Consider the following 11,808-nt stretch of genomic DNA (forward strand, 5'->3'; position numbering starts at 1 on the left):
GCAACAGGAGGCCCGGTGCACGTGGTGCGCCGAGCCTCCTGGTGCGTCATGCAGTCGCGTCAGCGCGAGGTGAGCACCTTCGACGTGCCGGCGATGACCGCAGCGTCCTCGGCGAGCGCCACCAGCGGGTCGCGCAGGCCGGTCGTCTTGGTGACCGACTTGCGGGCGAGCAGTCCGACGTAGCTGCCGATGATCGCCCCGATCGCACCGAGGATGGCGCCCTCGACCCGGCGGTCGCGCTTGCCGGTCGTGCCGATCGCCATGCCGACGAACGCGCCGGAGGTGGCGCGGCCGATCAGGCCGGTCGCGGCCGTGCGGCTCGGGGTCATCGGGAGCTTGTCACCGATGATCTCGCCGACGGCACCGGCGATGAGCAGGCCGCGTCCGAGCGGCGTGCGGAAGGCGGGCCAGTCCTGCCAGGCGCCAGACAGCTCCTTGCGGTCGCGGTTGAGCGCCAGGAGTGCGAGCGGGGTGGCGCTGCGGCCGCCCGACAGGATGCCGAGCAGCAGGGCCTTGGTACCGGTGTGCTTCGTGTTCTTCGCCATGGGGTCTCCTCACAAGATCGTGGTCGACGCTACCCACGGGACCTGGCCGCCGCACCGGGATGTCCACGGCCGGGCGCACGACGTCCGCCGAGCGGCGCGGTGTAGTCATGGGGTCCCCCGAACCGACAGGACCACCGTGACCGACGCCGACCGCATCCGCGCCACCGCTGCCCCGCGCGCGCGAGTGGGTGCCGTGGACGAGGCCGGTCGACTCCGGCTCCTCGGGGCCGCCGTCTCCGGAGCCGCGTTCGCGCTGGTGTTCGTGATGCTCGTGCTGTCCTCGTGGACCGCAGCGACCACCGGCGTGCTGGTGTCCGTCGGCGTGCCGGCCGCGGCGGTCGGCGGGACGCTCGGCGTCGTGCTGCTCCTGCGCTCGTGGCGCATCGAGGGCGGCTACGAACGGGCGAGTGCGGTGCAGCGCTGGATCTCTGACGGTCGGGTGCCGATCGACGTCCCCGCGACGGAGTGGGTGCCGCTGCTGCACGGGCAGGCGGACCGGCAGGTCGCCGGGTGGGGCAAGATCCTGACCGCGGTGCTGTGGTTCGCGATGTCGTGGTCGATGCGGGACCAGCACGGCTGGGTCATCACGCTGCTGCTCTGCGGACTGTGGACCGGGCTCGGGCTGTGGAGCGCCGTCGTCGTCATCCCGCGCGCCCGGGCAGCCGCTGCGATCCTGCGTCGGGGTGTCTCGACGCCCGAGTGACCCAACCCGGTCAATGCCTTCGGTAGCGGCCGCGGATGGCGGACCCGAGGTACACGATCGCTCCGAACAGGGCGAGACCGGCGAGGACCCTGCTCATCCAACCGGGCAGGTCACCAGGGGCGACCGTGATGGCGACGCTGCCGGCGACGAGGACGAGACTGACCACCATCGCCACCGGGACGCGCATGACGAACCGCTTCATCGGGACGAGGTCACGCACAGCGAGGCGACCGTGATCCGTTGAACGGGTAGACACGCAAGGACTTCGAACCGCAGCGGATCCCGTTGGACGTCACCGCAACGGTCGCAGCGGTGAGGATTGCCCCGGCAACGACGCAGAAGGTCCCCGCACTGATCGCGCAGAGACCGATGCCGAGTCCCCACGCAGCACCGCTGATGATCGCGTTCTGGTCAGTGCTGTTGAACGAGACGTACGCGCCGTACTGATCAGAACCTGCACCGAGCCTGCTGCTGTCGTCCGACTGCACGATGTCGAACGTGAAACCCTCCCCGATGTCGATGGTGGTGGTACGAGTACCGCGGAGATCGACGCGATCCGCAGTCACGTACCCAGCCCGATCGGCCTCCGCGATCGCCTCGGCGAGCTGCTTTGGGGTGACCTGCTGGATGGCTGCCGATCCGGATGCCTCGACCGACGTGCCAACAGGAGGTGTGACCGCCTCCGACGCATGCGCGGCGGGCGCCATCAGCAGGCTCGAGAGGACGAGCGCGCCCGTGGTCGCGATCCCGGTGAACAGAGTCTTCTTCGACATGGTTGCTCCGTTGCTCGGTCCAGCCCAGATGCGGAACTGGTGACGGTCACGGTAGTGGAATCCGGCATTTCAGTGCAAGGTGTCGTCGCTTCCGAGTTGGGCTGCGGAGCGCCGTGGACGTGTAGGCAGGGTGCATGGCCCCCCAGAAGCAGCCCTTCCGTGCCCGCCGCGCCCTCGTCACCGGAGCGAGCGGGGGCATCGGTGAAGCGCTCGCCGTCGGACTCGCCCGAGGCGGCAGCGACCTCGTCCTGGTGGCGCGGTCGGCCGACAAGCTCGAGGCGGTCGCCGCCCGGGTCCGCCGTGACCACGGGGTGCGCGCGGAGGTCCTCGTCGCGGACCTGTCCACCGACGCCGGCGTCGACCACGTCATCACGTCCCTCGCCGACAGCCGGGTGGACATCGTCGTCGCCAACGCCGGCCTCGGGTCCCACGGTGACTTCGCCGACGACTCCGAGGAGCGGAACCGCACCCAGATCGCGCTGAACATCACTGCGGTCACCCGGCTCGTGCACGCGTTCCTGCCGGGGATGCTCGCGCGCGGGGTCGGTGGCGTGATGACGGTCGCCTCCACCGCGGCGTTCCAGCCGACCCCGGGCATGGGCGTCTACGGCGCGACGAAGGCGTTCGTGCTCTCCCTGACCGAGGCGATCTGGCAGGAGACCCGCGGCCGCGGGGTCCGCGTGCTCGCCCTCTGCCCGGGGCCGACCGAGACGGGGTTCTTCGACGCCGCGGGGAGCTCGTCGCTCGAGGGCGGACGGCAGACCGCGGAGCAGGTCGCCGCCGTGGGGCTCCGGGCCTTCGCGCGGGCGGGCGGTCCGACCGTGGTGTCGGGCCTCGGCAACACGGTGATCGCGAGTGCGCACCGGTTCGTGCCGCGCGGGCTGATGGCCCGGATGTCGGCGCTCTACACCGCGGGGGACTGACGCCAGGACCGGACGGGCGGCTCGACGATCCGCCGGTCCGACGCGCACCAGCGGGCGACGATGCCGACGACCACGGCGCCACCCCCGTCGGCGAGCAGGTCCCCGATCGTGTCGTCGTACCCGACGAAGATCGTGGAGTCGAGGTAGTTGTGGCCGACCCACTCGAACATCTCCCACACGGCGCCGATCGCCAGGCCGATCGTGCCGCAGACGGCGACCGCGACGACGACGCGCATGCGCGTGGCGTCGGGCAGGATCCCGAGGTCGGACGCGATCACGACCACGAGCACGGCGAGCGCACCGACGAGCAGGAAGTGGATGAGTTTGTCCCAGCCCGGGACGGTCGTGTACCACTCCAGGGCGCTGCTCCACCCGGCGACCAGGGCGAGCAGGCACAGCGCGACGTCGAAGCCCGGCCGGAGCCCGAGGATCCGCGGGACGACCACGCCGAAGAGCGTCAGGGACATCACCGCGAAGGCGATGGGTCCCCAGCCGATCGTCGCGAGCGGGATGCTGAGGAGGGTCAGGACCCGCAGGACGTCGGCGACCCACTCGGTGCCGCGGGGGCGTCGGAGGAAGGTCGGTCCTGCGGTGCGGACGATGCTCGTCACGGGGTCTCCCATCGGATGACGGCGTGCACGGGGGTGTGGTCGGACGGCCAGACGCCACCGGGTCGACGGGTCGACACGGCCACGCGCTCGACGACGGCACGGGCGGCGGGGTGGTCTCGGGTGACCAGGACGCGGTCCAGGCGGGGGCCACCCGGTCGCGGGTCCCGGTAGTGGGCGTAGGTGCCGACGCTCGCGGGTCGGTCCCGTTCGGGCACGCGGTCCCAGGTGTCGTCGAGCCCCTCGGCAGCGAGGACCCTGGCGGCCGGTGAGCGCTCCCCGGCGTTCCAGTCGGCGAGCACCACGGCGGGCAGGCCGGACTCCCGCACGAGTGCGCCGACGAGCCGGGCGGACCGGACCTGCGCCAGCGGCGAGAACGGGTCGACGTGGGTGGCGAGCGCGACGAAGTGGACGCCGGTGACCTGGTCCTCGAGCTCGACGAGCACCGCGATGCGGGGGAAGGGCGCACCCCAGGCACGGCTGCCGACCCGGGAGCGGTCGGGCCCGAGGGCGACGGTGGTCGTGGTGCCCACCTTGAGTCGCTCGGTGTCGACGACGACCCCGACGTGCTCGCCGCCGGTCGTGCCGGCGGCCCCGTCCCGGTCGGCGACCACGGCCGCCCACCGCGACCCCATGGCGGCGGTGAGGTGCTGTACCTGGGTGGGCACGGCCTCCTGGACGGCCAGCAGGTGGGGTGCTTCGGACCGGACCAGCGCTGCGACGGCCGGGGCTCGCCGTGTCCACGTGTCGGGGTGCGTGGCGCGGAGGTGCGGCATCGGGCGGCGCACGTTGAAGGTCATGCAGTGCAGAGCCGGCGCGGCGACGGGGCCCACGACCGGGGCGTCGTCGCGCGTCACGGCTGCTGGACCGACGCCGGATCGGCCTGCTGGACCGACCTCGGATCGGCTTCCTGGACCGACGCCGGATCGGCCTGCTGGACGGGTGCCCGGTCGGCCTGCCGGACCACGCGGACCGGACGCGTGCCGACGAGCACGCGGCGCATGATGCGGGCCGGGGTGAACGCCCGCATCCCGGAGACGCGCATGGTCCGCGCGGCCTTGCGGGTCCGGACGACCAGGCCCCACGGGTCCTGTACGGGCGAGCTGGACACCGAGGCGACGAGACCGAGGTCGAGGACGGTGCGCCAGGTGGGGTCGAACTGGATCGAGAGGTCGATGTCGTCGTGCACCATCGGGTCGACGTGCACGCGGTGCCGGATTGCCAGCCACGCGGAGCGCCGCATCAGCATGTTCGAGCCGAACAGCGGCGGGCGGCCGAGCGCAGCGGTCATCAGCGCGAAGTACGCCCCCATGTACGCGACCTGCCACACGGTCCTGGCCACGGGGCCGAGGTCCCGGAACCGACCGGGTCCGGTGACCGCCGTGACGAGCGGGTCGGCGAACCACGCGGTGCCTCGGGCGATCCAGTCGTGGGGGAGCACCGAGTCCGAGTCGACCCGGGCGATGACCTCGCTCGACGCGGCGTCGTAGCCCCGGCTGGCGGCGGAGGCGATGCCACGGACGGGCTCGTGCAGCACGACGGCCCCGGCGGCACGCGCGACCTCGGCGCTGTCGTCCGAGCTGCCGTTGTCGACGACGATGACCTCGGTCGGGGGCACCGTCTGCGCGGCGAGGGAGGCCAGGCAGGCCCGGAGCTGGTCGGCGTCGTCGAGCACCGGGATGACGACGGTGACGGAACGCATGTCCCCCAGCCAACCAAGACCGGGCTGAGCGCTGGTCCTGTCGCGGATGGCCGTTCGGCGCGCCGGGGTACGACGACGGGCCTCGGACACAGCACCGCGTCGGTAGAACTGGGAGCATGACCACTTCTTCGCGCACACCGCTCGGCGTGACCCTCGTCGACGGCGGCGCCAACGTCGCCCTGTTCTCCAGCACCGCGGAGCGGGTCGAGTTCTGCCGCTTCGACGAGGACGGCACCGAACACCGCACCGAGCTGACGCAGCGCACGGGCTACACGTTCCACGACATCGTGCCGGACGTCGCCGTCGGCACCCGCTACGGCTTCCGCGTGCACGGCGCGTGGGACCCGGCGAACGGCCTGCGCCACAACGGCGCCAAGCTGCTGCTCGACCCCTACGCCACCGCGATCGACGGCGAGTACGAGTGGGGCCAGGCGCTCTTCGGGCACGACATGAACGAGCCCGAGCAGATCGACGAGACCGACTCGGCCTCCGCGATGCCGCGCTCGATCGTCGCCGACCGCTCCTTCGACTGGCAGGGCGACACCCGCCTGGGCACCGACCTGGCCGACACCGTCTTCTACGAGGTGCACGTCAAGGGCTTCACGAAGCAGCACCCCGACGTGCCCGAGGAGATCCGCGGCACCTACGCGGGCATGGCGCACCCGGCCGCGATCAAGCACCTCGTCGACCTCGGGGTCACGGCCGTCGAGCTGCTCCCCACGCACCAGTTCGTCCAGGACTCGACGCTCGTCGACAAGGGCCTGCGCAACTACTGGGGCTACAACTCCATCGGCTTCTTCGCGCCGCACAACGAGTACTCGTCCACGGGCACGGCCGGCCAGCAGGTCGTCGAGTTCAAGGAGATGGTCAAGGCCCTGCACGCCGCGGGGCTCGAGGTCATCATGGACGTCGTCTACAACCACACCGCCGAGGGCAACCACATGGGCCCGACGCTGTCCTTCAAGGGCATCGACAACGCGTCGTACTACCGGCTCGTGGAGGGTGACGAGGCGAACTACTTCGACACCACCGGCACCGGCAACTCGCTCAACGTCGGCCACCCGACCGCGCTCGGCCTGATCATGGACTCGCTGCGCTACTGGGTCGAGGAGATGCACGTCGACGGCTTCCGCTTCGACCTCGCGACGACCCTGACCCGCCAGGACGGCGAGGCCGAGAAGCACTCCGCGTTCCTCGACATCATCCACCAGGACCCGGTGCTCCGCGAGGTCAAGATGATCGCCGAGCCGTGGGACACCGCCGGCTACCAGGTGGGTGGCTTCCCGGCCGACTGGTCCGAGTGGAACGGCAAGTACCGCGACGACCTGCGCGCGTTCTGGCGCGGCGACGAGGGTGCGCTCGGCGACGCCGTGCAGCGCGTCCTCGGCAGCCCCGACGTGTACGAGGGCTCGCGCCGTTCGCCGCTCTGCTCGGTCGACTTCGTGACCGCCCATGACGGTTTCACGCTCGCGGACCTGACGATGTACGCCGAGAAGCACAACGAGGCGAACGGCGAGGACAACAACGACGGCGAGAGCGACAACACGTCGTTCAACGGCGGCATCGAGGGCCCGACGGACGACGGCGCGGTGAACGACTACCGCGACCGCCAGCGTCGGAACTTCCTCGGCACGCTGATGCTCTCGGCCGGTGTCCCGATGATCCTCGGCGGCGACGAGATCGCTCGGTCGCAGGGCGGCAACAACAACGCCTACTGCCAGGACGACGAGATCTCGTGGTTCGACTGGGCCGCGGTCGACCAGGACCTGCTCGCCTTCACCACGTCGGCGATCGCGTTCCGCCAGCAGCACGAGGCGCTCCGCCCCGAGTGGTACCGCACCGCGCCGGGTCACTCCGCGTCCACCGTCTCCGTGCTCCGCGCGGACAACGCGGGCTTCGAGGACGGCGACTGGGCCGACGGCGGCAACCGTGCCGTGATGCTCGTGCTCGAGCAGGGCGACGACTCGGTCGCCGTGCTGCTGAACGCGTCCGAGACCACGGTCGAGTTCACGCTGCCGGAGAAGCCGGGCGGCGGGACCTGGTCGCTCGGGCTCTCGAGCGACCCCGAGCAGCAGCTCGACGGCGACGCCACCACGCTGCTGGTGCGCGACGCGTCGTTCACCGCACTGGCCTGAGCCAGAGCGGTCTGCGCCAGCACGGACTGACCTGCGGCGGGCCGGGAGCACTCCCGGCCCGCTGCCGTGTGCGGCCGCCCCGCGTCGGGGCCCGAACCCGACGCGTGGCGGCTGCGCAGATGCACTGACAGACAGACGGGAGGCTCCCCACCAGCTGGTGGGGAGCCTCCCGTTCCGCATGTGGCCCGGTGGCGGGCCGACAGCTGCCCTAGATGACGAGCAGGCGCGTGAACTGCGCCGTGGAGACCTGCTGGGCGGCTCCGCCGGCGGCGGGGACGCGCCACAGGCCGGCCGACGGTGCACGGTCGACGTCGATGAACACGTCACCGGCCTCGGTGGCCACACCCACGTGGGACCCGCGCGACCCCGCGGTGATGCCGGACACGGGGACGGTCTGGCGCGTCCCGTCGCGCCCGACGACGAGCTCCGTGGCGAGCGAGCGGTCGATGTCGCACGTGCCGGAGAGCTCGTCGGCCTGGGTGCACCACTCGGCGGACCGCAGCAGTCGGAGCGACGTCGAGTTCGTCGCGCCGTACTCGAACGCGTCGCTGGTGGTCAGGCGCGTCAGGGCACTCTCGCCCGCGCGGACCTCGACCCAGGGGTACTGCCCGTCGCGGCCGTCCTGGGACAGGGTCAGGTAGAGGTTCCCGGAGTCGTCGGACTGCAGCCCACCGACGACCGGGTACACACCGCCGTAGCTGAAGGCACGGACCGTGAGCACGCCTGTCGCGCTGCGCTGGGCGATGCGGGCCTCGAACGGGCTGTTGTTGTACGCGGTCACGATGCCGTTGCGCGAGACGACCCACGCGTGCTTGCCGTACTGCACGGTGCCGAAGTCCGCGACGACCCGAGGGGCCGACCCGTCGATCGGGAGCATCGTCACCGAGCCGGACACCGAGTCCGCCCAGTACAGGTTGCCGGCGACGTCGGACCGGAGGTCAGCGGTCAGGTGCAGGCCCGTCGCGACCGTGCGAGCGGCGCCACCGCCGGCCGGGTACATGAGGATCGAGGTCAGGTCGGCCGAGGGCACGAACACGTCCCCGCGGTCGTCGGCGGTGTAGCCCGCACCGTTCGTCGCGACCGTGGTGCCGGTGGTCGTGCTCCCGGTGCTGAACCGGACGACGCTGCCCTGGGCATCCAGCGCGAACAGCGCCTGGGGCGTGGGTGCGGCGGACGTCGCGGTGTACTTGACGCTGACGGCCGGGCCGGTCTGCTTCGCGGCGACGGCGCGGACGGCGAACGTGTACGTGGTGCCGGTGCGCAGGGCGCCGAAGTGGTCCCAGCGGGCGGTGGCGGGCAGGCGGTCGACGCCGCCGTTCGGCTGGCTCTCGGCGGGCGTCACGGTGACGGTGTAGCCCGTGACGCGGGGGCCGGAGCGCGGTGCACCCCAGGTGACGTCGGCGTCCCCCTCGGACCCCGTGACACGGACGGACGTCGGCGCACTCGGCGTCGACGACGCCGGGGCAGCGTGCGCCGGGAGCGCACCCCCGACGACGAGTGCAGCCGCGGCTGCGATGGTGAGCATGCTCTTGAACACGACGATCCCCTCAACGTGCTGCGGCACCGGTGCCGCTGCTGCGCACAGCAGAGCAGATCCCGTGCCGCACCAGGGGCCAGTAGCGAGTATTGCGGTACGCGTACGGGAAACCGCACCGGACCAGCCGTCGGGCAGTGTGCGTCAGTGCCCGAGCTCGACCAGCAGCACCCCCACGATGATCAGCCCGATGCCCGCGAGCATCGTCCGCGTCAACGGGTCCTTGAACAGCACCCGCCCGAGGACCGCCGTCAGCGCCACCCCCGTCGCCGCCCAGACCCCGTAGGCGACCCCGATCGGCAGGCCCATGGTCAGCGCGACCGCGAGCAGCGAGAACGCCACCAGGTACCCGGCCACCACGGCGACGTACCAGCGGCGTTTGCCGTCCGTCGCGACCTTGAGGCTCATCGTCGCGAAGACCTCGGTGACGATGGCGATCGCGAGCAGCACCCAGCCCATCAGCGGGCCCCGTCCCGGCGTGCGGCGAGTGCCCGCTGCGACCCGACCTCGACGAGCAGCACCCCCGCCGCGATGAACGCGATGCCGACCAGCATCACGGGGGTCAGCGACTGCCCGAACAGCACGGCGGCGAGCACCGCGGTCAGGGCGACGCCCGAGGCGCCCCAGATGCCGTAGGCGACCCCGATGGCCATGCCCCGGCGGAGCACCTGGATGAGCAGGAAGAACGACCCGACGTAGCCGACCACGACGAGCGCGTACCAGCCAGGTCGCTCGACGGCGGCCTGCAGGGACAGGGCGGCGGTGACCTCGGAGAGGATCGCGCCGGCGAGGAAGAGCCACTTCACGAGCGGACCCCCTCGGCGTCGGCATCCTGTACGGCGAGCGCACCGACCATCGTCGCCGCGAGCCGTAGCGTCGCTGCTGCCGCCGAGTCGTCCCGGTCACTCAGCCACGCCGACATCGCGCCGTCGACGAGCGCGACCAGCAGGCGGGCGACCTGGTCGACGGGCGCCGACCACGACCGGCCGTGCCGGTCCGACCACTGCCGCAGGTTGCCGGTGACGGCCTGCGCGTACGCGTCCTGCTCCCAGCGCGCCAGGTCCCGCAGGTCCGGGTCGCGTCGCGCGAGTGCGGTGAGCTCGAAGAGCGCCAGAGCCTCGTCCGGCGCGGCGCGGACCCGGTCCAGGTAGGCCAGGAGCCCGGCCGCGATGCGCTCGGACGGGTCCTCGACCGGGACCGAGTCGTCGTCGAAGGTCACGGCCATGGACTGCCGGAGCTCGCGGTCGAGCACGGCGCGGAACAGCTCGCCCTTCGACCCGAAGCAGTACGCGAACGTGCCGTGGGGCAGTCCGGCGCGTGCCGTGACGGCGCGGGTGGTGACGGCGCGGACGCCGTCGTCGGTCATCACCGCCACGGCGGCGTCGACGAGCTGAGCCCGTCGTTCGTCCGCGCTGCGGTGGGTGCTCGTGGTCATGCAACGACCGTACCGGTCGAGTTGGCCAGGTGGCCAACTCGACCGGCGCAGTCCCAGCCGACCAGCAGCGGACGGGAGGCTCGGTGCCAGCTGGCACCGAGCCTCCTGTCGGTCCGGTGTCAGTGGCGCGTCAGCGCGGTGTGAGTGCCGCGGCCGATGATCGGGACATCCGATCGAAGGAGCACACCGTGCAGAACACCCGAGTCCTCGTCTCCGGCGCGAGCATCGCCGGCCCCGCCCTGGCGTACTGGCTGCACCGGTCGGGGTTCGACGTCACCGTCGTCGAGAAGGCCAGCAGCATCCGGCCGGGCGGCCAGGCCGTCGACTTCAAGGGGCCGATCCACATGCGCGTCCTGCGGGAGATGGGCATCCTCGACGAGGTGCGCGCCGCAGACGTCCGTGACGCGGACGGCATCATCGTGAACGCCGCCGGCCGGAAGGTCGGGACGGCCCCCGGTGGCTTCGGCGCGGGCGAGGTGAACATCCCCCGCGGCGACCTGGCCCGGATCCTGCACCGTCTGACCGAGGACACCACCGAGTACGTCTTCGGCGACTCGATCACGAGCCTGACGGACACCGGGGACGGCGTCGACGTGACGTTCGAGCACGGAGCACCGCGGACGTTCGACCTCGTCGTCGGCGCGGACGGCATGCACTCCAACGTCCGCCGGCTGGCGTTCGGCCCCGAGTCCGAGCACGTCACGCACCTCGGCTACCACTACGTCCTCGCCGACCTCGACACCGGCCCCGACGACGTCGTCTACAGCGAACCGGGCATCACCGTCATGCTCGGCGGGACCAAGGCCCCGGCGTTCCTCGTCTTCGCCGGCCCACCGCTGCCCCCGGCTCGGGACGACGTCGACCGGCAGAAGCAGCAGGTGGCCGAGGCACTCCGACACGGGAAGTGGCGGATCCCCGAGCTGCTGGAGCAGCTGCCCGACGCCCGTGACTTCTACATGGACTCGATCAGCCGTGCGACGGTCGACCACTGGTCCCGCGGCCGCGTCGTGCTGCTCGGCGACTCCGCGTGGGGGAACGCCCTCGGCGGCTACGGCACCGGGCTCGCCGTCGTCGGCGCGTACGTCCTGGCCGGGGAACTCGCACGAGCAGGTGGTGACCACGTCACCGCGTTCGACACGTTCGAGCGGAGGTACCGCAACTACGCCTCGATCTCCCACAAGGTGAACGCCGGCAAGCTCCTCGCACCGAGGACCACCGCCGGCATCCGCGTCCGCAACCTGCTGTTCAGCACCCTGGCGGTCTTCGGTCCGCTCATGCGGGTCGTCGACCGACCGGCGTCGAACCTCGTGCTCGAGGACTACGACGCCCACCGGACTGGCCGGGACACCGATTCCCGCACTGGGTCCCGGACGGGCACGACCGGCGTCGGAGGCGCGGACTAGCGTCGCGGGCACGGCGACCGGCATCGGTCGACGCGACCCCGTCCCGA

General features: G+C 71.8%; 14 protein-coding genes. 4 read left to right on the forward strand and 10 right to left on the reverse strand.

Going from position 1 to position 11,808, the window contains the following annotated elements:
* Positions 1-59: 59 nt before the first annotated feature.
* Positions 60-545, reverse strand: a complete 486-nt coding sequence (locus ITJ68_RS01015; RefSeq protein ID WP_194659513.1) for a DUF4126 family protein — start codon at positions 543-545, stop codon at positions 60-62.
* 136 nt (positions 546-681) lie between these two features.
* On the opposite strand from ITJ68_RS01015, the gene ITJ68_RS01020 reads away from it, so the two are divergent.
* Entirely contained in the window at positions 682-1,248 is a 567-nt protein-coding gene (locus ITJ68_RS01020) for a hypothetical protein (protein WP_194659514.1), read from the forward strand.
* Between the two features lie 10 nt (positions 1,249-1,258).
* On the opposite strand, the gene ITJ68_RS01025 is transcribed toward ITJ68_RS01020, so the two are convergent.
* Both ITJ68_RS01025 and ITJ68_RS01030 read right to left on the reverse strand, forming a co-directional pair.
* On the reverse strand, positions 1,259-1,468 hold the full coding sequence (locus ITJ68_RS01025) for a hypothetical protein (protein ID WP_194659515.1): 210 nt from the start codon (positions 1,466-1,468) through the stop codon (positions 1,259-1,261).
* A complete protein-coding gene (locus ITJ68_RS01030) occupies positions 1,461-2,021 on the reverse strand; it encodes a hypothetical protein (protein ID WP_194659516.1) in 561 nt (186 codons plus the stop codon). Before ITJ68_RS01030 ends, ITJ68_RS01025 begins: the two co-directional genes overlap by 8 nt.
* Positions 2,022-2,155: 134 nt before the next feature.
* On the opposite strand from ITJ68_RS01030, the gene ITJ68_RS01035 reads away from it, so the two are divergent.
* Positions 2,156-2,944, forward strand: a complete 789-nt coding sequence (locus tag ITJ68_RS01035) for an SDR family NAD(P)-dependent oxidoreductase (RefSeq protein ID WP_194659517.1) — start codon at positions 2,156-2,158, stop codon at positions 2,942-2,944.
* Here ITJ68_RS01035 and ITJ68_RS01040 read toward each other — a convergent pair.
* From ITJ68_RS01040 to ITJ68_RS01050, 3 genes are read right to left on the reverse strand one after another with little or no spacing between them, the layout of a single operon-like run.
* A complete protein-coding gene (locus tag ITJ68_RS01040; protein WP_194659518.1) occupies positions 2,926-3,555 on the reverse strand; it encodes a hypothetical protein in 630 nt (209 codons plus the stop codon). The two genes, ITJ68_RS01035 and ITJ68_RS01040, sit on opposite strands and share 19 nt — an antisense overlap.
* Positions 3,552-4,409 (reverse strand): endonuclease/exonuclease/phosphatase family protein, encoded by an 858-nt coding sequence (locus ITJ68_RS01045; protein ID WP_194659519.1) that lies wholly within the window; start codon positions 4,407-4,409, stop codon positions 3,552-3,554. The genes ITJ68_RS01040 and ITJ68_RS01045 overlap by 4 nt, the downstream gene beginning before the upstream one ends.
* A complete protein-coding gene (locus ITJ68_RS01050; RefSeq protein ID WP_194659520.1) occupies positions 4,406-5,254 on the reverse strand; it encodes a glycosyltransferase family 2 protein in 849 nt (282 codons plus the stop codon). The genes ITJ68_RS01045 and ITJ68_RS01050 overlap by 4 nt, the downstream gene beginning before the upstream one ends.
* 116 nt (positions 5,255-5,370) lie before the next feature.
* Here ITJ68_RS01050 and glgX point away from each other — a divergent pair, with 116 nt between their 5' ends.
* A complete protein-coding gene (gene glgX, locus ITJ68_RS01055) occupies positions 5,371-7,389 on the forward strand; it encodes a glycogen debranching protein GlgX (RefSeq protein ID WP_194659521.1) in 2,019 nt (672 codons plus the stop codon).
* A gap of 208 nt (positions 7,390-7,597) precedes the next feature.
* On the opposite strand, the gene ITJ68_RS01060 is transcribed toward glgX, so the two are convergent.
* The 4 genes from ITJ68_RS01060 to ITJ68_RS01075 all read right to left on the reverse strand — a co-directional run bounded on the left by ITJ68_RS01060 (position 7,598) and on the right by ITJ68_RS01075 (position 10,358).
* Positions 7,598-8,926: a fibronectin type III domain-containing protein gene (locus ITJ68_RS01060; RefSeq protein WP_194659522.1), complete on the reverse strand. Its 1,329-nt coding sequence runs from the start codon at positions 8,924-8,926 to the stop codon at positions 7,598-7,600.
* 141 nt (positions 8,927-9,067) lie between these two features.
* The gene (locus tag ITJ68_RS01065; RefSeq protein ID WP_194626676.1) at positions 9,068-9,382 is read right to left on the reverse strand and encodes a DMT family transporter; all 315 of its coding nucleotides are present in this window, start codon (positions 9,380-9,382) and stop codon (positions 9,068-9,070) included.
* Positions 9,382-9,729: a DMT family transporter gene (locus tag ITJ68_RS01070; RefSeq protein ID WP_194659523.1), complete on the reverse strand. Its 348-nt coding sequence runs from the start codon at positions 9,727-9,729 to the stop codon at positions 9,382-9,384. Before ITJ68_RS01070 ends, ITJ68_RS01065 begins: the two co-directional genes overlap by 1 nt.
* Positions 9,726-10,358: a TetR/AcrR family transcriptional regulator gene (locus tag ITJ68_RS01075; RefSeq protein ID WP_194659524.1), complete on the reverse strand. Its 633-nt coding sequence runs from the start codon at positions 10,356-10,358 to the stop codon at positions 9,726-9,728. The genes ITJ68_RS01070 and ITJ68_RS01075 overlap by 4 nt, the downstream gene beginning before the upstream one ends.
* 188 nt (positions 10,359-10,546) lie before the next feature.
* On the opposite strand from ITJ68_RS01075, the gene ITJ68_RS01080 reads away from it, so the two are divergent.
* Positions 10,547-11,761, forward strand: a complete 1,215-nt coding sequence (locus ITJ68_RS01080) for an FAD-dependent monooxygenase (protein WP_194659525.1) — start codon at positions 10,547-10,549, stop codon at positions 11,759-11,761.
* Positions 11,762-11,808: the final 47 nt, after the last annotated feature.

Origin of the sequence: Curtobacterium sp. VKM Ac-1395 (assembly GCF_015350975.1) — a bacterium.
In the GTDB taxonomy this organism is placed as follows: domain Bacteria; phylum Actinomycetota; class Actinomycetes; order Actinomycetales; family Microbacteriaceae; genus Curtobacterium.